We start from the raw sequence: 24,460 nt of genomic DNA, 5'->3' as shown, positions 1-24,460 counted from the left end.
GTGTTTCCCTGATGTTGGCTGGTGTTGTTAAACGGGCATTTCGCCCAAATAAATCTGTGCAATCTGGTCGTCATTGAGCAGCGCTTTCGATTCGCCATGATGAACAATGCTGCCGCTGTCCATCACCCACGCGCTGTCGGTCACCTCCAGCGCGAGACGGGCGTTTTGTTCGATGAGCAGCAGGGCAACGCCGCGCTCGCGCAGGCCGGCAATGACGGCAAAAATGTTTTCTACCATCTTCGGGGCGAGGCCCATCGAGGGTTCGTCGAGGATCAGCAGGCGCGGGTGGCTGAGCAGGGCGCGGTTAAGGGCCAGCAGCTGTTGTTCTCCGCCGGACAGCAGGCCGGCGAGCTGATGCTGGCGTTCGCCCAGGCGCGGGAAGCGCTCGAAGATCTCGTTCATCTCGCGCTTAACGGTGACAGTGTCACGCCTGAGCCAGGCGCCCATCTGCAGGTTTTCCACCACCGTCATTCGGGAGAAGATCCCCCGGCCTTCCGGGACCATCACCAGACCGTCACGGAGCAGGGTTTCGGGCCTGTGCTTACGCACCGCTTTACCGTTGAATTCAATACGGCCGCTAAAGCTTTCCAGCCCGGTAATAGCGCGCACCGTGGAGCTTTTCCCCGCGCCGTTAGCGCCGATCAGCGTAGCCTGTTCGCCCTCGCGCAGGGTAAAAGAGACATCGCGTACGGCCTGAATGCCGCCGTAATGCACGTCCAGACGTTCCACCTTCAGTAATTCAGACATGGGCGTTGCCTCCAAGCCAGGCGGCGATCACCGCCGGGTCGCGACGCACGCTCTCCGGCGTGCCGCTGGCGAGCGTTTTGCCGTAATCAAGCACCGTCAGGCGATCGCAGATGCCCATCACCAGCTTGACGTCATGTTCGATCATCAGCAGGGTTTTGCCGTCATCGCGAAGGCGGATAAGCAGCTCGCCGAGCGCCACTTTTTCAGCAGCGTTCATCCCGGCGGCGGGTTCGTCCAGCGCCAGCAGCAGCGGATCCGTTGCCAGCGCGCGGGCAATCTCCAGACGTCGCTGATGGCCATACGCCAGATCGCAGGCGCGGTAGTGGGCGAACTTCGCAATGCCGGTGTACTCCAGCCAGTGCCAGGCCAGCTCCCGGGTCTGTTTCTCTTCTTCGCGAGCGCGTTTGTGGCGGCTCAGCGCGGCCCACAGGCCGTTGCGGGTGCGCACGTGGCGGCCCACCATCACGTTTTCCAGCACCGACATGTCGTTAAAGAGGCGCACGTTCTGGAAGGTGCGCGCGATCCCGGCGGCGGTGACTTTCTCAATGTGCTTTGGGAAATAGGGCTTATCTGCAATGGAAAATTCACCGCTGTCCGCCGGATAAAGCCCGGTGATCAGGTTAAAACAGGTGGTTTTTCCCGCCCCGTTAGGACCAATCAGGCCGTAGATCTCGCCCTTGTTCACGGCGATCGAAACGTCATCCACGGCGGTAAGCCCGCCGAAGCGTTTGGACATGTTGCGTACGGTTAACAGACTCATGTATTCACCTCCTTGTGGCGTACCGGCCAGATCCCGGCAGGACGCACCAGCATGACCAGCACCAGCGCCAGGCCGTAGAACAGCTGACGCAGCACTTCCGGGTCAATCAGTACCGTACCGAACAGCGCCTGCTGAACCGGGGCTGCCTGACTGCGCAACAGTTCCGGCAGGGCGGTAAGCAGTATCGCGCCGAGGATCACGCCCGGAATGTGTCCCATCCCGCCCAGCACCACCATCGCCAGCACGGCAATGGATTCCTGTAACGTGAAGGATTCCGGGGAGACAAAGCCCTGGAACGCGCCGAACAGGGCACCCGCCACGCCGCCAAAAGAGGCACCCATCGCAAAGGCCAACAGCTTATAGTTACGCACGTTGATGCCCATCGCGCGGGCCACATTCTCATCTTCACGGATGGCGTGCCAGGCGCGGCCAATACGGGAATGCTGCAGGCGCAGGCAGACAAAAATAATCGCCACAATCACCAGCATCAGCAGGTAGTACCACAGCCACAGGGCGGGCACTTTGAAACCAAACCAGTGGTATACGCCGCTGAACTTCAGGCCGAACAGATTCAGCGTATCCACCCCGGTAATGCCCTTTGCACCGTTGGTGATGTTCACCGGACGGTCGAGGTTGCGCATCAGGATGCGGATGATTTCGCCAAAGCCGAGGGTCACTATCGCAAGGTAGTCCCCGCGCAGCTTCAGCGTGGGAGCACCCAGTAAAATGCCGCAGACCGCAGCGACGAGCGCCGCCAGCGGAATAATCAGCAGATATGAGGTGTGCAGCCCGTCCGGGAACCAGACGTTGAGGATCGGGAAAACCTCCAGCAGGTGTGGCGAGGCCATCAGCGCGGCGAGATAGGCGCCGACCGCGTAAAATGCGATAAACCCCATATCCAGCAGGCCGGTATAGCCCACAACAATATTGAGTCCCAGCGCCAGCATGATGTAGAGCAGGGCGAAGTCGATAACGCGCACCCAGTAGTTGCCGCCAAGCTGCGTGGCCACCACGGGCGCAACCAGCAGCGCGAGGCAGAACAAGCTCATGCCTGACCAGAATTTGCGCGTCGCCGCCGGGGTTTGTAGTTGAAGCGTTGTCATTGTTTCCCTCACGCCCTGTGCGCTACGCGCTCGCCCAGCAGGCCTGCCGGACGGAAGACCAGCACCAGAATCAGAACCATGAAGGCAAAGACGTCCTGATAGTTACTGCCGAAGACGCCGTGGGTCAGTTCACCCAGGTAACCTGCGCCCAGCGCTTCGATAATGCCGAGCAGGATCCCGCCAATCATGGCGCCACGAATGTTGCCAATGCCTCCCAGCACGGCGGCGGTAAAGGCTTTGATCCCGGGCAAAAAGCCCATCGAGAAGCTGGCGTTGCCGTAGTTGCTGGCCATCATGACGCCTGCCAGCGCGGCGAACACGCCGCCAATGGCGAACGTCAGGGTAATAATGGCATTGGGGTTAACCCCCATCAGCGTGGCAACGCGCGGGTTTTCCGCCACGGCGCGCATGCCGCGCCCCAGGCGGGTGTATTCCACCAGCAGCCATAGCCCCGTCATCACCGCAAGCGCCAGCGCCACGGTAACAATGCCGGTGACGGTCACAATCGCAGGGGGATGCATTTCACTTCCCGACGTCACGGCGATCGGTTCCATGGGCAGGATCTATGGGAACATCAGCGGATTGCGCGTCCAGATAATCATCGCCACGGTTTGCAGCAGGACCGAGACGCCGATACCCGAAATAAGCGGTGCCAGGCGCGGGGCGTTGCGCAGTCGACGGTAGGCAAAGCGCTCCACGGCCATTGCCAGCAGGGCGCAAACGGCCATGGCAATCGCCAGGGCAACGCCAAGCTGCAACAGCAGCGGCATGTGAGGAAAGGTGGCGTTCAGGGCGTTAATGGCGGAAAGGGTGGTGAGCGCACCGACCATCAGAATATCGCCGTGAGCAAAGTTAATAATGCGCAAGATGCCATACACCATGGTATAGCCCAGCGCGATCAGCGCGTAAATGCTGCCCAGCATCACACCGTTGATCAGTTGTTGTATGAGTGTATCCAACGTCTGTTCCCGCAAAGTCTTCTTTCTGCGGCTACCATCCGATAAATGAATTTAATTGTAAAATACACATATATTATTTCTTATGATAAACCGCTATTGTTTTATCTTAATGATTTATATAAAGATAATGTAATCGCGTTCTCTGGTGAAAAGCCTAAAGAAATCAACATATGAATAAAACAGAACAATCGGCGGGTTTGCCTGCGTATGCAGACAGTCGCCTGGCAAACGATCCGCCGCTTCGGGCCGTCCGTGCCTTTGAGGCCATCGCCCGGCTGGGCAGCGTCACGCTTGCCGCGCAGGAGCTGGATATCTCACCGTCGGCGGTCAGCCATCAGCTCAAGGTGCTCGAAGGGTATCTGCAAATGCCGCTGACGGAACGTCAGGGGCGCAGGCTGGTGCTGAGCCAGCATGGACGTGAATATTACCGTTCGATCCGTGCGGCGTTTAACGTGCTGCGCCAGGCAACGGAACATCTGGCCGGGCAGGCGCAAACGCGTCAGGTCACCATCAGCCTGATCCCGCTTTTTGGCATGGGGTGGTTTATCCCGCGTCTGCCTGATTTTATGCGTGCCAATCCGCAGACCGAGATCAACGTAGTGTATGCCAACCATCGTAACTATCTGAGCGATGCGTCGGATATGTCGATTCGTTTTGGTAACGGCCAGTGGGCGGGCTATCAGAGCGAAAAGCTGATTTCCGGACAGATGGTGCCGGTGTGCAGCCGCGCGTTTTTGCGCATTCATGGCCATATCGACACGCCTGAGCAACTGCTGCAAATGCCGCTGCTGCATGATGAGGAGCGCACCACGTGGCCGCAGTGGTTTCTGCTGCAGGGGGTAAAACGAGCTCTGCGGCGCAGCGGCCCCCTGTTTGAAGACGGGCTGTTAACGCTGGCGGGCGTGCAGGCCGGGCTGGGCTGCGCGCTGATGCGCGAGCCGCTGATCGCGCCTTATCTTGAGAGCGGCGAGCTGGTGAAGATATTTGACTTACCCATTGATGACGGGCGCGACTATCACCTCTGCGTGCGTTCGGATTCGGAGATGACCGAGGACGGTAAGCTGCTGCAAAACTGGCTGCGCCGGGCGGCGAGCGGGGAGCCGTCATCCGGGTAAAAGTGACGGATAAAAAAAAGCCAGCTTATTCAGCTGGCTTTTGTACAGACAAGATTTAGAACTGGTAGGTCAGACCCAGCGCAACGATGTTGTCGGTACCGATGCCTGCCTGGCGAGTGAACTGGTTGTCGTCGAGCAGGTTGATTTTGTAATCCACGTAGGTGGACATGTTTTTGTTAAAATAGTAGGTCGTGCCAACATCGATGTATTTAACCAGATCCTGGTCGCCGAAGTTTTCGATGTCTTTACCTTTGGACTGCAGGTAAGCGATGGATGGGCGCAGGCCAAAGTCGAACTGATACTGAGCCACAACTTCGAAGTTTTGCGCCTTGTTTGCAAAACCGTAGATGTCGCTGCGATTACCGTTAGAGGTACCGAAGCGGGTTGCGTTATAGGTCTGAGAGTACTGTGCAGCAAGGTAAATGTTGTTCGCGTCGTATTTCACACCACCGCTGTACACTTCAGCGCGGTCGCCTTCACCGTATACGCCAGCCGCATTCTGGTCAGCGGTACGACGTGAAGAGGACATTGCGCCACCCACGCTGAAGCCTTCACCCAGATCGTAAGTCAGGGACGCGCCGTAACCGTCGCCGTTCTGGTTCAGCAGGCTGCGACCGCTGGTGTTTTCACCGCTTACGCTGCCATTTTTGCCCTGATACTGCAGAGCAAAGTTCAGGCCGTCAACCAGACCAAAGAAGTCCTGGTTACGGTATGTCGCAACGCCGTTTGCACGAGACTGCAGGAAGTTGTCGGCACCGTAGGTGTCGCCGCCGAATTCTGGCAGAACGTCGGTCCAGGAGGTCACGTCGTAAATTACGCCGTAGTTACGACCGTAATCAAAGGAGCCTGCTTCAGCAAACTTCAGACCGGCAAACGCCACACGGGTCCAGGACTGGTTGTCGCCTTCGTCTTTGTTACCCTGAATCTGGTATTCCCACTGGCCGTAGCCGGACAGCTGGTCGTTAACCTGAGTTTCGCCCTTGAAGCCGATACGCATGTAGGTTTTATCGCCATCTGCGCCAGCGTCATCAGAGAAATAGTGCAGACCTGTTACTTTACCGTACAGATCCAGCTTGTTACCGTCTTTGTTGTAAATTTCGGCAGCGTTAACAACGCCTGCTGCCAGCATGGAAGTGACTGCCACTGCAACTAATTTAAGTTTCATCTTAAATGTTCCTTATAATTTTTTTTGAGTATTTCCTGAACCACTGTAAACGATTTCTAAACGAGGCTGTTCGTCAATGGCATGCTATTTTTAAAAATCTCGTAGTCTTATTTCAATAATAAGTTTCAAAATATTATAGATAATTTCAATTAGTGTGATCTCGATCGTGCAAAAAGGCGATTATTCAAACAATGCGACCGAATTTCATACGATTAATAATTGTGTATTCTGCGGGACTATTGCTATCGCTATAATTTCTGCGTGTTTTAGTCTATTGCGTTAGATTTCGGTATTGTCGATGCTTTGAGGGGGTTATTATTATTGTTTTGACTTAAGAACAGTAGGTTAGGGGTAAATCACGACGTATATTGCGAATATTGCCATGAACACGTCAGAAATGAATTATTGCATTTAATGCTATCCATGACGTTAATATTCGCAGTTAATTAATTTCATGGTGTTGTCAGTTTGTGTCAATTATCTTTTCGGCCGTTTACAGAAGACGGCAAATATAAACCGAATTTAAACGGAAATGCGATAATTATGATAAATATTCCGAGGAGCGATCACACTTTAAATTTATGTTAATTATGTTGCCGGGCTGAAATTCGCCCGGCCGTTAGAGAAGCATTATTTTCTAGTTGCGTACCAGCAGAGCAACGACCCGGCGCAGACCATCAGCGCGCCTTGCCAGAACGAGAATGAGAGGGGCGAACTCAGCACTGCGGCGGCAAGCGCGGCGGAGAGGACAGGGGTAAAATAGGATACGGCAGCGAGTACCGTGACGTTACCGTGAAGGATGCCAATATTCCATGCGGCGTAACCAAACCCAAGCGCAATACCGCACATGACCAGTTTCACCATCACCGGAAGCGTGAACACCATCTCGGGCTGATCGCTCAGGAAATATTTCACCCACAGGCTCAGCGCGGTCAGCAAAACAAACAGGGTAATGCCGTTTTGTCCTTTCGCAAATTTGCTGGTGACCGTGCAGTAGGCGGCCCAGATAAATGCCCCGGCAAACGCCAGCGCGTAGCTCAGCGGGCTGGAAACGATATTGCGGGTTATTTCATCAAGATGTAAACCCTGTTCTCCGCCCAATACCCAGCAGACGCCCAGCAATGAGACGGCTAAGCCGGGGATCACCCACAGGGTTGATTTTTGTCCGTTGAACAAGATGGCAAACACAATGGTCAGGCTTGGCCAAAGGTAATTGACCATGCCCACTTCAATCGCCTGCGATCGCGTTGCGGCATAGCCCAGCGACAGCGCCAGGCATATTTCGTAGCTGACAAATAAAACGCTGCCGGCAATAAGATAGCGGGGTGAAAACCGCCTGATATCAGGAAATCCTACCGTCACCAGACACAGTAATCCGCTCAGCGTGTAGATCATTGCCGCACCGCCTACCGGGCCCAGTCCCTCACTCACGCTGCGAATAAGGCCGACCATGGTGCTCCATAACAGTATTGCCGCCAGCCCAATAAGCGTTGCTCTCTTTCTGTCCATTACTTCGCCATTGCAATAAAAATCAGAGGAAAAATGTATCGCATTCATCCTGACGCTGTCGCCAATTATTCTCTTAAACCGTTAATCAAAAAGGAGTATTTAAAGGTTCCGGGGGTGACTATTAAGGGGGTGAAGGCAGATGACCTTGATTTGACGCAAAAAAAACAGGGGCTTTGCTGTTAGTTTGCGGCGCGAAGTCTTATATGAAAACGAGGACAACAATGGACGTCAGCCGCAGACAATTTTTTAAAATCTGCGCGGGCGGTATGGCCGGAACAACGGCAGCCATGCTGGGATTTGCTCCCAAAATGGCGCTGGCTCAGGCACGCAACTATAAGCTGCTGCGCGCAAAAGAGATCCGTAACACCTGCACATACTGCTCCGTAGGTTGTGGGCTTTTGATGTATAGCCTGGGCGATGGCGCGAAGAACGCCAGAGAAGCGATTTACCATATTGAAGGGGACCCGGATCATCCGGTGAGCCGCGGGGCGCTTTGCCCGAAAGGGGCGGGGCTGCTGGACTACGTTCACAGCGAAAACCGCCTGCGCTACCCGGAATACCGCGCGCCGGGTTCCGACAAGTGGCAGCGTATTTCCTGGGATGAGGCCTTCTCCCGTATTGCCAAATTAATGAAAGCCGACCGCGACGCCAACTTTATTGAAAAGAACGCCCAGGGCGTAACGGTTAACCGCTGGCTTTCCACCGGGATGCTGTGCGCGTCTGCGGCGAGTAATGAAACCGGCATGCTGACGCAAAAATTTGTGCGCTCTCTCGGCATGCTGGCGGTAGACAACCAGGCGCGCGTCTGACACGGACCAACGGTAGCAAGTCTTGCTCCAACATTTGGTCGCGGTGCGATGACCAACCACTGGGTTGATATCAAAAACGCTAACGTCGTGGTGGTGATGGGCGGTAACGCCGCTGAAGCTCATCCGGTGGGGTTCCGCTGGGCGATGGAAGCGAAAAATAACAACGATGCGACGCTTATCGTCGTCGATCCGCGCTTTACGCGTACGGCATCGGTGGCCGATATCTATGCGCCGATCCGCTCCGGTACGGACATTACGTTCCTGTCCGGCGTGCTGCTGTACCTGATCGAAAACAACAAAATTAACGCGGAATACGTTAAGCACTACACCAACGCGAACCTGCTGGTGCGGGATGATTTTGCCTTCGATGACGGGCTGTTTAGCGGCTATGACGCCGAAAAACGCCAGTACGATAAAACGTCCTGGAACTATCAGTTCGATGAAAACGGCTACGCGCTGCGTGATGAAACCCTGACGCACCCGCGCTGCGTGTGGAACCTGCTGAAACAGCACGTTTCCCGCTATACGCCGGAGGTGGTGGAAAACATCTGCGGCACGCCGAAAGCGGACTTCCTGAAGGTGTGTGAAGTACTGGCCTCCACCAGCGCCGCCGACAGAACCACCACGTTCCTGTACGCGCTGGGCTGGACGCAGCACACCGTTGGCGCGCAGAACATCCGCACCATGGCGATGATCCAGCTGCTGCTCGGCAACATGGGCATGGCGGGAGGCGGCGTAAACGCGCTGCGCGGTCACTCCAACATTCAGGGGCTGACCGACCTCGGTCTGCTCTCCACCAGCCTGCCGGGCTACCTGACGCTGCCGTCGGAAAAGCAGGCCGACCTGCAAACGTATCTTGAGGCCAATACGCCGAAAGCGACGCTGCCGGACCAGGTGAACTACTGGAGCAACTATCCGAAGTTCTACGTCAGCCTGATGAAATCCTTCTACGGCGACGCGGCGCAGAAGGAGAACGACTGGGGCTTTGAGTGGCTGCCGAAGTGGGACCAGGCGTACGACGTCATCAAGTACTTCAACATGATGGATAAGGGCGACGTCACGGGCTATATCTGCCAGGGCTTTAACCCGGTGGCCTCCTTCCCGGACAAGAACAAAGTCGTTCGCAGCCTGAGCAAGCTGAAGTACATGGTGGTTATCGATCCGCTGGTGACCGAAACGTCCACCTTCTGGCAGAACCACGGGGAATCGAACGATGTCGATCCGGCGTCGATTCAGACAGAAGTGTTCCGCCTGCCGTCCACCTGCTTTGCGGAAGAGGACGGTTCGATTGCCAACTCCGGCCGCTGGCTGCAGTGGCACTGGAAAGGCCAGGATGCGCCGGGCGAAGCGCGTAACGACGGCGAAATCCTGGCCGGGATTTACCATCGCCTGCGCGAAATGTACCGCACCGAAGGCGGCAAGGGCGCTGAGCCGCTTTTAAAAATGGGCTGGAGCTACAAGCAGCCTGACCATCCTGAGTCAGAGGAAGTCGCCAAAGAGAACAACGGCGTGGCGCTGGCGGATCTCTATGACGCCAGCGGCAACCTGGTGGCGAAGAAAGGCCAGCTGCTGAACAGCTTCGCGCTGCTGCGCGATGACGGCACGACGGCGTCGTCCTGCTGGATCTACACCGGCAGCTGGACGGAGCAGGGCAACCAGATGGCCAACCGCGACAACGCCGACCCGTCCGGGCTGGGCAATACGCTGGGCTGGGCATGGGCGTGGCCGCTGAACCGTCGCGTGCTGTACAACCGCGCGTCTGCAGACGTAAACGGCAGGCCGTGGGATCCGAAACGCATGCTGATCCAGTGGAACGGGGCGAAGTGGGCGGGGAACGATATCCCGGACTACAACACCGCCGCGCCGGGCAGCAACACCGGGCCATTCATCATGCAGCCGGAAGGGCTGGGACGCCTGTTTGCCCTCAACAAGCTGGCGGAAGGGCCGTTCCCGGAACACTACGAGCCGATGGAAACGCCGCTCGGCACCAACCCGCTGCATCCGAACGTGGTCTCCAGCCCGGTGGTGCGTATCTACGAAGACGACGTCCTGCGCTTAGGCAAAAAGGACAAGTTCCCGTACGTAGGGACGACCTATCGCCTGACCGAGCATTTCCACACCTGGACCAAGCACGCGCGGCTTAACGCCATCGCGCAGCCGGAACAGTTTGTGGAGATCAGCGAGACGCTGGCGAAGGCGAAAGGCATCGCCAACGGCGACCGCGTGAAGGTAAGCAGTAAGCGCGGCTTTATTCGCGCGGTGGCGGTGGTGACCCGTCGTCTTCAATGCCTGAACGTGCACGGCCAGCAGGTGGAAACCGTCGGGATCCCACTGCACTGGGGCTTTGAGGGCGTGGCGCAGAAAGGCTACATCGCCAATACCCTGACGCCAAACGTCGGCGATTCCAACTCGCAAACGCCGGAGTACAAGGCGTTTCTGGTCAACATCGAGAAAGCGTAAGGAGCGATTAAATGGCGATGGAAACACAAGACGTTATCAAACGCTCCGCGACCAACCCGATTACCCCCGCGCCCCGCGCTCGGGACTACAAGGCAGAGGTCGCCAAGCTTATCGACGTCTCCTCCTGCGTGGGCTGTAAGGCCTGCCAGGTGGCCTGCTCGGAGTGGAACGATATCCGCGACGAGGTGGGGCACTGCGTTGGGGTCTACGACAATCCAGCGGATCTGAGCGCCAAATCCTGGACGGTGATGCGCTTTAGCGAAACCGACCAGAACGGCAGGCTGGAATGGCTCATCCGTAAAGACGGCTGTATGCACTGTGAAGATCCGGGCTGCCTGAAGGCGTGCCCGTCTGCCGGCGCAATTATCCAGTACGCCAACGGGATCGTCGACTTCCAGCAGGACAACTGTATCGGCTGCGGATACTGCATCGCGGGCTGTCCGTTTAATATCCCGCGCCTCAATAAAGAGGATAACCGGGTATATAAATGCACCCTGTGCGTGGACCGCGTCAGCGTCGGGCAGGAGCCTGCGTGCGTGAAAACATGTCCGACCGGGGCGATCCACTTCGGCACCAAAAAAGAGATGCTGGACGTGGCGCAACAACGCGTGGACAAGCTGAAAGCGCGCGGCTACGAGAATGCGGGCATTTATAACCCGCAGGGCGTGGGCGGTACGCACGTGATGTATGTGCTGCACCATAACGACCAGCCGGAGCTGTACCACAACCTGCCGAAGGATCCGGCGATCGATACCTCCATCAACCTGTGGAAAGGGGCGCTTAAGCCGCTCTCGGCGGCGGGCTTTATCGCCACCTTTGCCGGGCTGATTTATCACTACATCGGTATCGGGCCAAACAAAGAGGTGGATGAGGACGAGGAGGAGCATCATGAGTAAGTCGAAAACGATCGTGCGCACGAAGTTTGTTGACCGCGCCTGTCACTGGACGGTGGTGATCTGCTTCTTCCTGGTGGCGGTGTCGGGGATCTCGTTCTTCTTCCCGACGCTGCAGTGGCTGACCGAAACCTTCGGCACGCCGCAGATGGGGCGCATTCTGCACCCGTTCTTTGGCGTGCTGATTTTCGTGGTGCTGATGTTTATGTTCGTGCGCTTTGTCCACCACAACATCCCGGACAAGCAGGATATCCCGTGGGTGAAAGGGATCGTCGAAGTCCTGAAGGGCAACGAGCATAAGGTCGCGAAGGTGGGAAAATACAACGCCGGGCAGAAGATGATGTTCTGGACCATCATGAGCATGATTTTTGTGCTGCTGGTGACCGGCGTGATTATCTGGCGTCCGTATTTTGCGCACTATTTCCCGATTCAGGTGATTCGCTACGCGCTGCTGATCCACGCCACCTCGGCCATCATTCTGATCCACGCCATCCTGATCCATATGTATATGGCGTTCTGGGTAAAGGGATCGATTAAAGGGATGATTGAAGGGAAGGTGAGCCGCCGCTGGGCGCAGAAACACCACCCGCGCTGGTATCGTGATGTGGAACGACTGGAAGCGAAACAGGAAAGCACGGAAGGAATGAAGTAAGACCTGCGCCGTCGGCTTTGCCCGGCGGCGCTGCGCTTGCGCGGACAGGGCAAATGCCTGACCGGCTGGCGTCATGTGTTAGTCAATAAACGATCAACTGCCGCTATAACGTCATGACGTGCGTGGCGTAAGTTACAAACAAAGTCTTTAGGATTTATTTTGTTATTGTTAAGGTTGGTTATCATTGGCGAAGAAATCAGAAATGTTTCAAAATCGATATTTACGCCTGGAGCCAGATGGCTCTGCCATAACGGTAATTTATTATTTCTCGCGAGTGGCACAATGACGCGCGTGGCAAGATCATCATAACAATCATCCTGAATGAGCATATAATAGGGAAGCTTATCCCGGGTGGCCGCAGATGTATTTCGGAAAACATTAAATTGTCTCAGCATTAAAGCACCCTGAAAAACTCATCATCAGTAATGGTTCCATGTTTTTCGACAAACTCATTCATTGAGCGAATAAATGAACGATCCGCTTCTGATGGCTGACGCGGGTCAGCGGAGTCTGGTGCGGTGTTGCTCGACGGTTTTGCCGATTTTATGCGTTGGGAGGGTGTGTGCTCTGCTGGGTATGTCATAGTATCTCCTTTGTTGGTGCGGTCATTATCAACCGCAGCCAACAAAAAACAATACCGTATCCCCTGGTAATCTACATTCTGCGAGGCGTATTCCAGTAATTTCAGAACCGCTCCTCCACATACCGGAACGGATATTTTGTGGGTTTGACTTTACCAATTTTACGTTTCGGTAAATCCACTTTTTCGACGTGAATTTCTTTATAGGGAATTTGGGTGAGCAGGTGCGAAATAATATTCAGGCGCACGCGTTTTTTATCTTCTGAACGCGCTACAAACCACGGCGCCCAGGCGGTATCTGTCGCTTCAAACATGGCGTCGCGCGCGAGGGTATACTCGTCCCACAGGTTAAAGGATTTAATATCCATCGGCGATAGCTTCCAGATTTTACGACCATCGTTAATACGGTCGCGCAGGCGGCGCTCCTGCTCTTTAGGCGTGACCTCCAGCCAGTATTTCAGCAGGATAATCCCGGCATCCACCATCGCTTTTTCCATCACCGGCGCACCATCTAGAAACTTTTCAACCTGCTCGGGGGTGCAGAATCCCATTACCCGCTCGACGCCCGCGCGGTTGTACCAGCTGCGGTCGAAAATGACGATCTCCCCGGCGGCAGGTAGATGGGGAACATAACGCTGAAAATAGAGCTGGGTTTTCTCTTTCTCGGTGGGTGCAGGGAGGGCAACAACGCGAAACACGCGAGGGCTGACGCGTTCGGTGATCGCTTTAATGGTGCCGCCTTTACCCGCTCCGTCGCGTCCTTCAAAAACAATACACACTTTTAGCCCTTTGGCGACGACCCACTGCTGGAGCTTAACCAGTTCAACGTGGAGGCGACGTAGCTCTTGTTCATACTCTTTGGTCTTTAACGGAGCATTCTTTACGACATCAACAGCGACACTGGTTTTCTTTTTGCTTCCCATGATGGTCATCCTCAGATTGTCCGGCGCGGAAAAAAGCGAGGCCGCACTATGAAGTGTAATCCACCTGATATTATACGTATTGTTTTTAGGTAATTAATTTAACAACACTTTTTCAAGCAGTAACTTAGGCGTTCACGAAGGTGCTTAGCACCCGTTCCCCTTTTAGAACGTCACGGATGCGAAAAATCAGCACGTTTAATCCCACACGCTAAATGTGGTTAACGTGATAATTTCGGTCTTATTTACTTAAAGGAACTAAGAATGAGTTGGAATAAAGAAGCTGCGGTTTCGTATCTCCGTTCACACGCTCTGGGGCACTCTCATAGTGAATGTGCGAAGTTTACCCGCCTGGCCATTCTGGCTGGAGGCGTTAAGGTGCCGAACACAGATTATGCAAAAGATTATGGGGCGCAGTTATTACGTGCTGGGTTCAGTGAGCTGCCGCCCGGCTCTACTTTAATTTCTGGCGATGTGGCTGTGATACAGCCGTATCCTGGCGGAAATGGCATAGGTCACATGACTATGTATGACGGTACGCAGTGGATTTCTGACTTTGTTCAAAAAAGCATGTATCCGGGGCCTGGGTACCGCAAAATGCAACCATCCTTTAAAATTTACATGATGCACTGATGAAAAGGGTATTTTTATCATTCGTTATGCTGCTGCTGGGATGTAGTTCGGCTGCCCGTCAAGATCAGAGCGCGCAAGACGCTACCGAATCATTTTATAAATCCTATCTTTCCGCATTCGGCAGCGATGAAGCGAGGCCTTATCCTGCCGACGCACTGCGTAAATATGTTTCTGCAGATACTATTGCTCGCATTAGCGCCATTCAGGAAATCTCTGAACAAGAGTTAATCGAATCTGATTATTTTACGTATACCCAGGATTACTCTCGCGATTGGATACCTGCGTTACAAGTGGGAAACGCAAGGCCATTTTTAAACGGTGAAGTAGTCCAGGTCATTGAGGGGGCGGGTGATGGAAGAAGCATACATCTTGAAGTCTTTCTTCGTCGTGAAGGTGATGCATGGAAAATCTACCGCGTTCGTGACATAACGAACAATCACGAGCACCCAATTTTCAATGCTGGCGCTATTACACGCGCTAAATCAGCGGCAGAAAGCGAACTGTAAAAGCTAAACCTTAAAACCTTTGAAGCCCTGACACCAGTCGGGGCTTTTTGTTTGCCATTCCCGCCGCGTAGCAATTGGAGAAAACTCCTGAATTAATGGATTAACCTGCCAGCCAACGGATTTGAACTGGCTCACCATACAAGATTATTCAATAATGTCCGTCGCGTGTGATTAACCAGTGGTTGAAGTATGAAAAAGACAATTTTTTCGTTGGCGCTTGGCACATTTGGCCTGGGAATGGCCGAATTTGGCATTATGGGCGTGTTAACCGAGCTGGCACATGACACCGGTATTTCGATTCCCTCCGCCGGGAATATGATCTCGTTTTATGCGTTCGGTGTGGTGATTGGCGCCCCGATTGTGGCGCTGTTCTCAGGCAAGTTTTCGTTAAAAACCACGCTGCTGTTTCTGGTGGCGATGTCCGCTGTCGGCAATGCCCTGTTCACGTTTTCCACGTCCTATTTCTGGCTGGCGGTGGGGCGGCTGATTTCCGGCTTTCCGCACGGGGCTATTTTTGGCGTCGGGGCGATTATCCTGTCTAAAATTGCGCCTCCGGGTAAGGTGACGGTCGCGGTGGCTGGGATGATCGCCGGCATGACCGTGGCCAACCTGATGGGCGTTCCGCTGGGGACCTGGCTCGGGCACCAGTTTAGCTGGCGCTATACCTTTTTTCTGATTGCCGTGTTCGATGCGCTGGTGATCCTTTCGGTTCTGCTCTGGGTGCCGGACATCCGCGACACATCAGAAATCAAATTAACCGAGCAGTTCCACTTTCTGAAAAAACCAGAACCCTGGCTTATCTTTGCCGCCACCATGTTTGGCAACGCCGGGGTGTTCGCGTGGTTCAGCTTCGTTAAGCCGTTTATGGTCAACGTCTCCGGTTATTCAGAAGGGATGATGACGGCCATCATGATGCTGATGGGGCTTGGCATGGTGTTGGGCAATCTATTGAGCGGTAAGCTCTCGGGGCGTTTTAGCCCTCTGCGCATTGCGGCCACCACCGACATGGTGATTGTCGCCTCGCTGCTGCTGCTTTTCGCCTTTGGTGAACTGAAAACGGCCTCGCTGATCATGGGCTTTATCTGCTGTGCCGGGCTGTTCGCGCTCTCTGCGCCGCTACAAATTCTGCTTCTGCAAAATGCGAAGGGCGGTGAGATGCTGGGGGCGGCAGGGGGACAGATGGCGTTTAATCTCGGCAGTGCGATTGGCGCGTACTTTGGCGGGATGACGATCGTCCTCGGCTTTAGCTGGCGTTACGTCACGCTGCCGGCGGCAATACTCTCTTTCTCAGCCATGAGTGCACTGCTGATCTACGGTCACCTGCGGGCCAGACGGGCTCCGGCTAACGCTCGCGCGCTAGCCTGACAGGCTTCAGGCAAGCCAGGGCTCACCCAGGGTCAGCATCAGGCGGTTGGCCCAGGCGAAGAACGCGGCGGACTGCACCAGATCGAGCTGCGCTAAGGTATCCAGCCCCTCTTTTTCCAGCGCGGCCAGGTGCAGCGGCGTGGCGGCAGGCGGCGTGACCGACAGCGCCGCCGCAAAATCGATTTCCGCCTGCCAGCGTGCGGATTGCCCCTCGCTCAGGGACCGCCCCGGCCGCACGGCCAGCAGGGCCTCTACCGCCGCGTCATCCTTTGACAGCTGGCTGGCTTTACGCGCATGGACAGATGCGCAGTAAATGCAGCCGTTGATTTTACTGGCGACCGTTGCGGCCAGCTCGCGCTCGGCGCGCGGCAATCCCCCCGATGTATAAAAAATGCCTTTATCCGTTAACGTGCGCTGTTCAAGCACCGGCAGGTTGCGCGCCAGCAGGCGGAAGTACTCGGAATCGGTATGGCCAAATTTCGCCAGGATGGCAACCTCATCGTCACGGAAATCCGCCAGCGGTTTGGCCGCTATCCACGGTTCCCATCCCAGCTCCTGCTGGGTGAACGCGACGGGGGCCGCCTTTCCGGTGACCGTTGTTGCGGTCGTGTGCCAGATGCCTGCCGCCACCGGCGCATCGCTTTTGGCGACGGGCCTGTCATTCAGCAGCCGCAGCCCGGTGATGAGTCGGCTCTGGAAGCTCACAAACGCAATAAGCTGCGCCAGGGTAACAATGCCTTCCTTGCTCCATCCCGCCTGGGTCAGCGCCTTTAACGCTGCGGGCGTCGCTTCGACGGGGGAGAACGTCAGCAGGCGCGCGAAGTTCAGCGCCGGGGTCAGGCGTTCTGAGGTGGGATCGGCCAGGCCAAACCCCGCATAGTGCGCGGCCAGCGCCTCCGCGCTGTGCCACCTGGCGACTTTTGCCGCCACGGCGAAGCGCTCGTCGAGTGCAAAATCAGCATTCTGCTGGCTAAAGAGAATTTCGTAGCTGCCCTGCGCGTGGCGCGTGGCGGCATCACGCGTGGCGCGCGCCTCTGCCAGAGGGGAACCGGGTTTAATTTCCGCCAGCTCGGCGAGAATGTCCTGACTTAACGACATAGGTGTCTCCTCAAAGGATGTGGGGGGCAATACGTTCGGCGATCAGTTCGATGGACCGCAGCGTGTCGCGATGCGTGGGTTCGACCGAATGGACCTGGAATGAGATATCCGTGGCGCGCCTGAGAATGGAGTCGGCATTCAGCGAATGCTGCACCGTATCGGGCGAACCAATATGGGCGTCAAACTGGCGGCGATAATCGGTGACGTTGTCACCTTTAACCACGTGCCCGGCAGCGCGATGCTGCTGGGCCTGTTTCGTGAGGCCCGGCGTTGCGACCCTGAGCGCATAGTCGTCGCTGTCGGCGACGAACGCCGTACGGGAGGCCAGAATGCGCGGTGCGATGCCCGCAGGCAGCGCCTCAAGGTAGGCATCCACAATCGGGTTCTGGATCTCGTCGAGCGTTAAATCCAGCCGATCTGCCGGGCGCGGCTGCGTGCGGGAGAGCATTAAACCGTGTCCGGCCCGGGCGGCGCGAACGGCTCCGTCAACAGAGAAGGTGGCAATCCAGATACGGTCGGCAAGCTGTGGCGCAGGCGGGTAAAGGTGGTTATCCGGATGGGTCAGCGAATCCCCGCGCCAGGCGCTTTGGATAACATGCAAATGGTCAGCAAACGCCGCGCCGCGCTCCTCGAACGTCAGGCCGAACGGCAGAAATGAGGTCGGTGTGCCGCCCGAACCAAAACCGACCTCAAGACGACCATCGGCGAGTAAATCGAGCACGGCGGCATCTTCGGCGACGCGCAGCGGGTTTTCCATCGGCAGGGTGATGATGGCCGTGCCCAGCCGGATGGTTTCGGTATGCGCGGCTACGTGCGCCAGAAACAGCAGCGGCGACGGCAGGCCGCCTTCACTTTCGTGGAAGTGGTGCTGGGCAATCCAGGCGCTGTCAAAACCGTGGCGTTCGGCGTGGCGGATCTGTTCAGTTGCCAGACGATAGCGCTCCTTCGGCGCAGCGTCGTCGAGCAGGCGGGTGAAAAATCCCAGGCGTTTTCGCGTCATGCGAACTCCTCCGTAGCGGGTGAAAAATGGGGAATGGCGTCAATCAGCTCGCGGGTATAGTCGTTCTGCGGCGACGCGAATAAGGTTCCGACGTCGCCCTGTTCGACCACCTGACCGCCGCGAAGCACCGTGACGCTGTGGGCGATCCGGCGGACGGTTGACAGATCGTGCGTGATAAAGAGGTAGGTCAGTCCCAGCTGCTGCTGCAGCTGCTGAAGCAGAGCCAGGATCTGCGCCTGCACGGTGACGTCCAGCGCGGAGGTGGCTTCGTCCAGCACCAGAATGGTCGGCTCCAGGATCAGCGCCCGGGCAATGGCAACGCGCTGGCGCTGTCCGCCCGAAAGCTCCCGGGCGGTGCGGGTCAGGAGTTCGACGGGCAGGGCAACCCGCTGCGCCACCGTCTCCACCCGGAGCTTTCGCTCCGCCTTACTGAGGTGAGAAAAGTTCTTCAGGGGCTCCTCGATGATCTCGAACAGCGTCTGTCGCGGGTCGAGAGAGGCAAACGGGTTCTGGTAGACGAACTGGATCTTCTGGCGCAGTTGACGGCGGGCCTCGCGGCTGAGCGCGGTGGCATCAATATCATCAATAATGACCTGTCCGCTGTCGGCCTGTTCAAAACCGAGCAAAATACGGGCGAGGGTGGTTTTCCCAGAGCCGGATTCACCGACCAGCGCGTGCGTGCTGCCGCGCCTGACGTCAAACGTCACCCGATCCAGCGCCTGAAGCTGATGACCTTTGCCCAGGGAGAATTGCTTGCTGATGGCCCGGGCGCGAATGGCCGGGGACGCGAGCGGGAGACCGGCTACCGGGGCGATGGTCAGGCGCTGGCCCTGGAGATCGCTCAACAGCTGGCGGGTGTAGGCGTGCTGCGGCGTGCGGACGATATCGCCGGTGTTCCCCTGTTCCTGAACCTCGCCATCGCGAAACACCAGCAGCCTGTCCGCGCGCTGTGCGGCCAGCGCCAGATCGTGGGTGACAAACAGAACGGCGGTACCCGATTCCCGGCGCAGGATATCCAGCAGATCGAGAATACGTTTTTGCACCGTCACATCCAGCGCGCTGGTGGGCTCATCGGCAACGATCACGTCCGGGCGCAGCGCTATCGCGATGGCAATCAGCACGCGCTGTTTCATCCCGCCGGAGAGCTGATGGGGATACTGCGTCATGCGCTGTTCGGGGTGGCTCAGGCCGACCTTTGTCAGCAGGGCGAGCACCTGCTCGTCGCGCTCGGCGCGGGTCACCTTCTGGTGGAGCTGAACGATCTCTCCGACCTGCGCCCCGATGGTCTTCACCGGGTTGAGCGAATTACCCGGATCCTGCGGTACCAGGCTAATTCGCGCGCCGCGAAGGGTATCGAGGCGCTTCGCGGACCATCGGCTAATCTCCTCGCCGTTGAGCGATATTTTTCCCGCATCGCGCCGGGCGTTATCGGCCAGCAGGCCAATGATCGCCTGCGCCGTGGTCGTCTTGCCGGATCCGGATTCGCCGACGAACGCCAGCATTTCCCCTCGTCCGAGCGTGAAGCTGACGTTATGCACCACCTCTCGCCACTGGCGAGCGGTACGGTAGCTAATCGTCAAATTTTCCACTGAGAGAACGGTCATTAGCGACCTCCGCTGAACTGTTGGCTGATACGGTTGGTGGCCAGCACCACGGCGATGACGACGACGCCGGGGAAGGTGGTGAGCCACCAGGCGGTAGAGAGATAGTTACGGCCTTCGGCAATCAGTAAGCCCCATTCCGGCATGGGCGGCGGGGTGCCGTAGCCGAGAAAGCTCAGCGTGGAGAGCGCCAGGATTGCCTGACCAAACTGCAGCGTGGCAAAGGCGAGGACGGCGGTTAACGCATTGGGCAGGATGTGTCGCCACAGCACGGCGAAAAACGTCCCGCCGCTGCCAAACGCCGCTTCGACATAATCCGTATGCCGGATACGCACGACTTCACCGCGCGCGAGGCGGGCGAAGCTGGCAATGGAGGCAACGCCGACGGCAATCGCGGCGTTAACGGTGCCAAATCCGAGCAGAATAATCACCGTCAGCGAGAGCAGCAGAGACGGGATGGAGAGCAACACGTCGACGAAGCGCATCAGCAGAGACTCGACGCGTCCGGCGAACGCTCCGGCGATCACCCCTAAACCGGTACCGACCACCAGACCCATCGTCACGGCGGCCAGCGCCGCGCTCAGGGAGTGTGACGCGCCATAAACGATACGCGTATAAACATCGCGGCCGAGCTGATCTGTGCCGAGCCAGTGACCGGCCTGCGGTGCCAGGCGCTGTGCCCCGGCGATGCCCTCAATCGGGCTGTAGTGGGTTAACAGGCCGGGCGCCACGGCGGCAAAAGCGGCGAGAATAATGACTCCCCATGCCAGCCACAGTCCCGGCTGCCATTCCACTCCCTGCCAGGCTGGAACGCGTTTTCGCGCGGCGGCCGCGTAATCGACCAGACTCATGATGCACCTCCGGTAACGGTTTGCAGACGGGGATCCAGCAGCGGCATCAGCAGATCCACCAGCAGATTGATCAGGACAAAACCGAGGGCGGAAATCATCACTACCGCCTGAAGCACGGCGATATCCTGATTATTCACCGCCTGCTGGGTCAGCTGTCCGAGCCCGCTGCGGCCAAAAACGGTTTCGGTGATCAGCGCCCCGGCAATCAGCTCGCCCAGCAGCAGCCCGGCAATGTTCAGGACCGGCAGCAGGGCGTTGCCGGCCACGTGACGCCATAGGACGGCGGTTTCACTCAGCCCTTTGGCACGGGCGACGGCGACAAACGGCTGCGTCGCCACCTGGTCCAGACTGCGCATCAGAATTTGCGCCAGCGGGGCGGAAATCGGGATCGCGACGGTCACAATCGGCAGGATCAGCCCCTGCAGCGGCGTCGGGTTAATCACCGGGATCAGCCGCAGCTGAAAAGAAAAGAGCTGGATGAGGGCAATCCCCAGCCAGAACGTCGGTAAGGAGATAAACAGGACCGGCAGAGACTGAAGGGTATTGCTCAGCCAGCGCAGACCCGGCAGACGCGATGCAAAGGCCAGCGCAAAGGCCAGCAGGACCGCGAGTACAAACGCGGGCAGGGCGAGGCTCAGGGTATCCGGCAGATTGCTGGCAATCAGCTCGCTGACCGGCACGCCTGCCTGTAGCGAATAGCCGAAATCCCCGCGCAGCATCGCCAGCAGCGTGTGGCCGTATTGTTGCCACAGCGGGCTGTCCGCGCCGTAGGCCACGCGCATCTCCTCGATTTGCGCCGGGCTTAAGCCCAGGTCCGGGTTCTGAAATTTAATCAGCACCGCGTCGCCCGGCAGCACCTGGAGCAACACGAACGAGAGGGTAAAGGCGGCCCACAGTACCAGCAGCCCGTGCCCAAAGCGTTGAAGAAGTGCGTGGCGCATCGTCAGCTCCTCAGTGTTTCTCAATCCACGCGCCGTAGAACGACGGGCGGCCTACCGCTTCAAAATTGACGCCTTTCAGCCACGGCGCACCGGCGAAGACCTGCGGCTCCTCGAAAATCGGAATGACGTAGGCGTTATCCAGCAGGTAGCGCTGGGCGTCTCCCGTCAGCTGCAGGCGTTTTTGCGGGTCGACCTCAGCCGAAATGTTCACCAGCAGCGCATTCAGCCTGTCGTCACGGAAGTTTTTGACCTTGTCGCTGGATCCGCCTTTTTGCAGCAGCGCGTCGCGGTTAGCCGGGTAGAACATGCTTTTCACCACGTCCGGATCGGCGCGGCCCACTTCGGAGACGGTTAACGGGGTTTTCAGCGGGTCAAGGTTATCCAGCGTGCGGCTGCCTGCGTCTCCGGCTTTGACGCTCAGCGCCACGCCCACCTGGCGCCACTGCTGGGCAACCAGCTGCAGCACCTCTTTGTTTTGCGGCTGCGGCAGGGATTCATACACCGTCAGCGCCAGACGTTGGCCGTCTTTGGCGCGGATCCCGTCGCCGCCTGCTTTCCAGCCCGCGTCGTCCAGCAGCTGGTTGGCTTTTGCCGGGTCAAAGGTCAATTTGTCGCTGAGATCGACAAAGCCTGCGGCGGAACCGGCAATCACGGATTTCGCCTGCGGATAGTTGGCCGAGAAGAGGGTCTCGACCACCTGTTTTGCATTGGTGGCATGCAGCAGCGCCTGGCGAACGCGAATATCGGAGACCAGCGGGTTATCCGGGCGGAAGCTGATGCTGTCGTTCACCCCGCGCGTCGGGGCGGCGTAGATCTTATAGCCCTGATCGGTCGCCTGCTTTTCGTCATACGCCTGCACCTGGCGAATAAAGTCGGCCTGACCCGCCAGCAGGGCGCCCACGCGCACGCTGTCTTCCTGGGTCACGATAAACTTGATGCCGTCGAGATTGGCTGGCCCCTGCTGCGCCAGATTTTTCGGCCCCCACTGGTAGTCTTTGCGCGCTTCGAGCGTCACTTCACGACCCAGCTTCTCGTCCTTCACCACAAACGGGCCGGAACCAATGATGTGGCGGGCATCTCCCAGCTCTTCGAAGTTGCGCTTCAGCGTGCTGAGCGAGACCAGACCGGAGCCAATGGTGGCGGTGCCCTGCAGGAACCCCGGCGACGGTTTTTTGAAGTAGAACTTCACGGTCAGCGGGTCGATGACTTCGCTGCGATCGTAGTTATTGATCACTTCTGACACCGGCAGGCGCTGCGCCTTATTGCCTGAACCGTAGGTATCAAAGTTTTTCGCCACGGCGTTGGCGTCCAGCGGCGTGCCGTCGGAGAAGGTGATGCCGGGACGAAGCTTAAAGGTGTATTCGGTTTTATCGGCGTTGGTGGTCCAGCTTTCGGCCACCCAGGGTTCCACCTGCAGCGTTTTTGGGTTCTGCCACGTCAGTTTGTCGGTGATTTGATTCAGAATGCCGCCGTTCGGGTAAAAGCCACCGGCAGGCGGATAGAGGTTGGTGTGCGCCTGTTGCTCCAGATAAATCAGCGTGCCGCCTTTGACGGGCGCATCTGCGGCCCAGGCTGCGGTTGTCGCCAGAATCAGCGCCGTCAGCAGCGGCAGACGAAATGGGGTTTGCATGGTGAATTCCTTTGTTATCTTCTTGTTAGCGTCGGATTCATCATCGGGCGCGGGGGAAAACAAGGGAACAAAGGAATTAAGATAAGGATTGCCGGAAAATGGCTATAAAAAAACCGCCCCAGCGAGGAGCGGTAATGAAAGATGAACGATTATGAACGTAGGTCGATCACCATACGGCCGCGGATCTGGCCCTGTTCCATCTCTTTAAAGATGGCGTTGATGTCCTCGATTGGACGCATCGTGACTTTCGGCACCACCTTACCTTCAGCGGCGAACTGGAAGGCTTCCTGCAGATCCTGACGGGTGCCGACCAGGGAACCCACCACCTGGATGCCGTCCAGCACCAGACGCGGAATGTCGAGGCTCATCGCTTCCGGCGGCAGGCCAACGGCGACCACGCGGCCACCGGCACGCACGGCGTCAACGGCTGAGTTGAATGCGGCTTTTGCGACGGCAGTAACGACTGCGGCATGCGCGCCGCCGGTTTTCTCCTGCACAATTTTCGCGGCGTCTTCGCTGCGTGAGTTGATGGTTAAATCTGCGCCCATGCTGGCCGCCAGCTTCAGCTGTTCATCGTTAACGTCGAGAGCGATGACTTTGGCGTTAAAGACGTTTTTGGCGTACTGCAGCGCAAGGTTGCCCAGCCCGCCCAGACCGTAAATCGCAATCCACTGGCCTGGTTTGATTTCGGACACCTTCACCGCTTTGTAGGTAGTAACGCCGGCACAGGTGATGCTGCTGGCCGCAGCGGATTCCAGACCGTCCGGCACTTTTACCGCGTAATCCGCGGTGACGATGCACTCTTCCGCCATGCCGCCGTCAACGGAGTAACCGGCATTTTTCACGTCGCGGCACAGGGTTTCGTTGCCGGTATTACAGTATTCACAGTGGCCACAGCCTTCAAAAAACCAGGCCACGCTTGCGCGGTCGCCGACTTTCAGCGACTTCACGCCGGGGCCGACTTCTTTTACGATACCAATCCCTTCGTGGCCCAGGATAACCCCGGTTTTATCGCCAAAATCACCGTTCTTCACGTGGAGATCGGTATGGCATACGCCACAGCATTCCATCTTCAGCAGGGCTTCCCCGTGCTTTAGCGGGCGTAAGGTTTTTTCGGTGATATTGACCTGATGATCCTGAGTGACAACAGCAGCCTTCATGTG

The 24,460-nt window shown here is 57.2% G+C and carries 22 protein-coding genes and 1 pseudogene; 7 read left to right on the top strand and 16 right to left on the bottom strand.

From position 1 onward, the window contains the following. Positions 1-27 precede the first annotated feature (27 nt). The 4 genes and pseudogenes from USF70_RS07410 to USF70_RS07395 all read right to left on the bottom strand — a co-directional run bounded on the left by USF70_RS07410 (position 28) and on the right by USF70_RS07395 (position 3,569). Entirely contained in the window at positions 28-747 is a 720-nt protein-coding gene (locus tag USF70_RS07410; RefSeq protein WP_320735491.1) for an ABC transporter ATP-binding protein, read from the bottom strand. Further along, positions 740-1,507 carry an ABC transporter ATP-binding protein gene (locus USF70_RS07405; RefSeq protein ID WP_039262838.1) on the bottom strand — a complete coding sequence of 256 codons (768 nt, stop codon included), beginning with the start codon at positions 1,505-1,507 and terminating at the stop codon, positions 740-742. The genes USF70_RS07410 and USF70_RS07405 overlap by 8 nt, the downstream gene beginning before the upstream one ends. Beyond that, a complete protein-coding gene (locus USF70_RS07400) occupies positions 1,504-2,610 on the bottom strand; it encodes an ABC transporter permease subunit (RefSeq protein WP_320735490.1) in 1,107 nt (368 codons plus the stop codon). Before USF70_RS07400 ends, USF70_RS07405 begins: the two co-directional genes overlap by 4 nt. A gap of 8 nt (positions 2,611-2,618) precedes the next feature. Then, positions 2,619-3,569 (bottom strand): annotated as a pseudogene (locus USF70_RS07395) (branched-chain amino acid ABC transporter permease). A 170-nt stretch (positions 3,570-3,739) separates the two neighbouring features. On the opposite strand from USF70_RS07395, the gene USF70_RS07390 reads away from it, so the two are divergent. After that, positions 3,740-4,684: a LysR substrate-binding domain-containing protein gene (locus USF70_RS07390; protein WP_320735489.1), complete on the top strand. Its 945-nt coding sequence runs from the start codon at positions 3,740-3,742 to the stop codon at positions 4,682-4,684. A 55-nt stretch (positions 4,685-4,739) separates the two neighbouring features. On the opposite strand, the gene USF70_RS07385 is transcribed toward USF70_RS07390, so the two are convergent. Together USF70_RS07385 and yddG are read right to left on the bottom strand one after the other, a co-directional pair. Continuing rightward, entirely contained in the window at positions 4,740-5,849 is a 1,110-nt protein-coding gene (locus USF70_RS07385; protein ID WP_033145646.1) for a porin OmpC, read from the bottom strand. Between the two features lie 630 nt (positions 5,850-6,479). After that, a complete protein-coding gene (yddG, locus tag USF70_RS07380; RefSeq protein WP_047060943.1) occupies positions 6,480-7,358 on the bottom strand; it encodes an aromatic amino acid DMT transporter YddG in 879 nt (292 codons plus the stop codon). A 221-nt stretch (positions 7,359-7,579) separates the two neighbouring features. Between yddG and fdnG the strand changes: the two genes are divergently transcribed. Genes fdnG through fdnI form a run of 3 tightly spaced genes read left to right on the top strand, consistent with a single transcriptional unit; the run spans position 7,580 to position 12,172 of the window. After that, positions 7,580-10,627, top strand: a complete 3,048-nt coding sequence (fdnG, locus tag USF70_RS07375; protein WP_236902698.1) for a formate dehydrogenase-N subunit alpha — start codon at positions 7,580-7,582, stop codon at positions 10,625-10,627. 11 nt (positions 10,628-10,638) lie between these two features. Then, a complete protein-coding gene (gene fdxH, locus USF70_RS07370) occupies positions 10,639-11,523 on the top strand; it encodes a formate dehydrogenase subunit beta (RefSeq protein ID WP_045888248.1) in 885 nt (294 codons plus the stop codon). Next, entirely contained in the window at positions 11,516-12,172 is a 657-nt protein-coding gene (gene fdnI / locus USF70_RS07365) for a formate dehydrogenase-N subunit gamma (RefSeq protein WP_126786925.1), read from the top strand. Before fdxH ends, fdnI begins: the two co-directional genes overlap by 8 nt. Before the next feature lie 71 nt (positions 12,173-12,243). Here the strand turns inward: fdnI and USF70_RS07360 are convergent, their stop codons facing one another. The 3 genes from USF70_RS07360 to ppk2 form a co-directional block, all read right to left on the bottom strand. Continuing rightward, positions 12,244-12,567 carry a CcdB family protein gene (locus USF70_RS07360; RefSeq protein WP_167818600.1) on the bottom strand — a complete coding sequence of 108 codons (324 nt, stop codon included), beginning with the start codon at positions 12,565-12,567 and terminating at the stop codon, positions 12,244-12,246. After that, positions 12,567-12,755: a hypothetical protein gene (locus USF70_RS07355; protein WP_048976763.1), complete on the bottom strand. Its 189-nt coding sequence runs from the start codon at positions 12,753-12,755 to the stop codon at positions 12,567-12,569. The genes USF70_RS07360 and USF70_RS07355 overlap by 1 nt, the downstream gene beginning before the upstream one ends. 101 nt (positions 12,756-12,856) lie before the next feature. Continuing rightward, the gene (ppk2, locus tag USF70_RS07350) at positions 12,857-13,675 is read right to left on the bottom strand and encodes a polyphosphate kinase 2 (protein WP_033145639.1); all 819 of its coding nucleotides are present in this window, start codon (positions 13,673-13,675) and stop codon (positions 12,857-12,859) included. Positions 13,676-13,936: 261 nt separating this feature from the next. Between ppk2 and USF70_RS07345 the strand changes: the two genes are divergently transcribed. From USF70_RS07345 to araJ, 3 genes are all read left to right on the top strand, one after another. Beyond that, positions 13,937-14,305 (top strand): hypothetical protein, encoded by a 369-nt coding sequence (locus tag USF70_RS07345; protein WP_167818599.1) that lies wholly within the window; start codon positions 13,937-13,939, stop codon positions 14,303-14,305. Then, on the top strand, positions 14,305-14,811 hold the full coding sequence (locus USF70_RS07340; RefSeq protein ID WP_167818598.1) for a YbjP/YqhG family protein: 507 nt from the start codon (positions 14,305-14,307) through the stop codon (positions 14,809-14,811). Before USF70_RS07345 ends, USF70_RS07340 begins: the two co-directional genes overlap by 1 nt. Positions 14,812-15,000: 189 nt before the next feature. Then, entirely contained in the window at positions 15,001-16,176 is a 1,176-nt protein-coding gene (gene araJ, locus USF70_RS07335) for an MFS transporter AraJ (RefSeq protein WP_320735488.1), read from the top strand. A gap of 6 nt (positions 16,177-16,182) precedes the next feature. On the opposite strand, the gene USF70_RS07330 is transcribed toward araJ, so the two are convergent. From USF70_RS07330 to adhP, 7 genes are all read right to left on the bottom strand, one after another. Beyond that, complete coding sequence (locus tag USF70_RS07330; protein WP_213787303.1) at positions 16,183-17,274, bottom strand: alkylhydroperoxidase domain protein; 1,092 nt, start codon at positions 17,272-17,274, stop codon at positions 16,183-16,185. 10 nt (positions 17,275-17,284) lie between these two features. Beyond that, the gene (locus USF70_RS07325; protein ID WP_320735487.1) at positions 17,285-18,274 is read right to left on the bottom strand and encodes a putative FMN-dependent luciferase-like monooxygenase; all 990 of its coding nucleotides are present in this window, start codon (positions 18,272-18,274) and stop codon (positions 17,285-17,287) included. After that, positions 18,271-19,878, bottom strand: coding sequence for an ABC transporter ATP-binding protein (locus USF70_RS07320; RefSeq protein ID WP_320735486.1), 1,608 nt, complete (start codon positions 19,876-19,878; stop codon positions 18,271-18,273). The genes USF70_RS07325 and USF70_RS07320 overlap by 4 nt, the downstream gene beginning before the upstream one ends. After that, positions 19,878-20,726, bottom strand: a complete 849-nt coding sequence (locus USF70_RS07315) for an ABC transporter permease (RefSeq protein ID WP_320735485.1) — start codon at positions 20,724-20,726, stop codon at positions 19,878-19,880. Before USF70_RS07315 ends, USF70_RS07320 begins: the two co-directional genes overlap by 1 nt. After that, positions 20,723-21,667: an ABC transporter permease gene (locus USF70_RS07310; protein WP_157189230.1), complete on the bottom strand. Its 945-nt coding sequence runs from the start codon at positions 21,665-21,667 to the stop codon at positions 20,723-20,725. The genes USF70_RS07315 and USF70_RS07310 overlap by 4 nt, the downstream gene beginning before the upstream one ends. Positions 21,668-21,677: 10 nt before the next feature. Continuing rightward, positions 21,678-23,297 carry a TIGR04028 family ABC transporter substrate-binding protein gene (locus USF70_RS07305; protein ID WP_221702305.1) on the bottom strand — a complete coding sequence of 540 codons (1,620 nt, stop codon included), beginning with the start codon at positions 23,295-23,297 and terminating at the stop codon, positions 21,678-21,680. A gap of 149 nt (positions 23,298-23,446) precedes the next feature. Beyond that, positions 23,447-24,457 (bottom strand): alcohol dehydrogenase AdhP, encoded by a 1,011-nt coding sequence (adhP, locus tag USF70_RS07300; protein WP_039262822.1) that lies wholly within the window; start codon positions 24,455-24,457, stop codon positions 23,447-23,449. Positions 24,458-24,460 lie beyond the last annotated feature (3 nt).

This window comes from Enterobacter sp. 237C8 (assembly GCF_034106865.1).
GTDB classification, from domain to species: Bacteria; Pseudomonadota; Gammaproteobacteria; order Enterobacterales; family Enterobacteriaceae; genus Enterobacter; species Enterobacter asburiae_B.
The sequence above is the reverse complement of the archived record's forward strand: the minus strand, read 5'-3'. Positions and strand labels throughout refer to the sequence as shown.

What these genes read in the sequence shown, in the direction of transcription:
- fdxH (WP_045888248.1), top strand. Translation starts at nt 10,639, where the DNA reads ATGGCGATGGAAACACAAGACGTTATCAAACGCTCCGCGACCAACCCG.
- fdnI (WP_126786925.1), top strand. Translation starts at nt 11,516, where the DNA reads ATGAGTAAGTCGAAAACGATCGTGCGCACGAAGTTTGTTGACCGCGCC.
- USF70_RS07315 (WP_320735485.1), bottom strand. Translation starts at nt 20,726, where the DNA reads ATGAGTCTGGTCGATTACGCGGCCGCCGCGCGAAAACGCGTTCCAGCC.
- USF70_RS07410 (WP_320735491.1), bottom strand. Translation starts at nt 747, where the DNA reads ATGTCTGAATTACTGAAGGTGGAACGTCTGGACGTGCATTACGGCGGC.
- araJ (WP_320735488.1), top strand. Translation starts at nt 15,001, where the DNA reads ATGAAAAAGACAATTTTTTCGTTGGCGCTTGGCACATTTGGCCTGGGA.
- USF70_RS07305 (WP_221702305.1), bottom strand. Translation starts at nt 23,297, where the DNA reads ATGCAAACCCCATTTCGTCTGCCGCTGCTGACGGCGCTGATTCTGGCG.
- USF70_RS07345 (WP_167818599.1), top strand. Translation starts at nt 13,937, where the DNA reads ATGAGTTGGAATAAAGAAGCTGCGGTTTCGTATCTCCGTTCACACGCT.
- USF70_RS07325 (WP_320735487.1), bottom strand. Translation starts at nt 18,274, where the DNA reads ATGACGCGAAAACGCCTGGGATTTTTCACCCGCCTGCTCGACGACGCT.
- ppk2 (WP_033145639.1), bottom strand. Translation starts at nt 13,675, where the DNA reads ATGGGAAGCAAAAAGAAAACCAGTGTCGCTGTTGATGTCGTAAAGAAT.
- USF70_RS07360 (WP_167818600.1), bottom strand. Translation starts at nt 12,567, where the DNA reads ATGCTGAGACAATTTAATGTTTTCCGAAATACATCTGCGGCCACCCGG.
- USF70_RS07390 (WP_320735489.1), top strand. Translation starts at nt 3,740, where the DNA reads ATGAATAAAACAGAACAATCGGCGGGTTTGCCTGCGTATGCAGACAGT.
- yddG (WP_047060943.1), bottom strand. Translation starts at nt 7,358, where the DNA reads ATGGACAGAAAGAGAGCAACGCTTATTGGGCTGGCGGCAATACTGTTA.
- USF70_RS07310 (WP_157189230.1), bottom strand. Translation starts at nt 21,667, where the DNA reads ATGCGCCACGCACTTCTTCAACGCTTTGGGCACGGGCTGCTGGTACTG.
- USF70_RS07385 (WP_033145646.1), bottom strand. Translation starts at nt 5,849, where the DNA reads ATGAAACTTAAATTAGTTGCAGTGGCAGTCACTTCCATGCTGGCAGCA.
- USF70_RS07340 (WP_167818598.1), top strand. Translation starts at nt 14,305, where the DNA reads ATGAAAAGGGTATTTTTATCATTCGTTATGCTGCTGCTGGGATGTAGT.
- adhP (WP_039262822.1), bottom strand. Translation starts at nt 24,457, where the DNA reads ATGAAGGCTGCTGTTGTCACTCAGGATCATCAGGTCAATATCACCGAA.
- USF70_RS07400 (WP_320735490.1), bottom strand. Translation starts at nt 2,610, where the DNA reads ATGACAACGCTTCAACTACAAACCCCGGCGGCGACGCGCAAATTCTGG.
- USF70_RS07405 (WP_039262838.1), bottom strand. Translation starts at nt 1,507, where the DNA reads ATGAGTCTGTTAACCGTACGCAACATGTCCAAACGCTTCGGCGGGCTT.
- USF70_RS07330 (WP_213787303.1), bottom strand. Translation starts at nt 17,274, where the DNA reads ATGTCGTTAAGTCAGGACATTCTCGCCGAGCTGGCGGAAATTAAACCC.
- USF70_RS07320 (WP_320735486.1), bottom strand. Translation starts at nt 19,878, where the DNA reads ATGACCGTTCTCTCAGTGGAAAATTTGACGATTAGCTACCGTACCGCT.
- USF70_RS07355 (WP_048976763.1), bottom strand. Translation starts at nt 12,755, where the DNA reads ATGACATACCCAGCAGAGCACACACCCTCCCAACGCATAAAATCGGCA.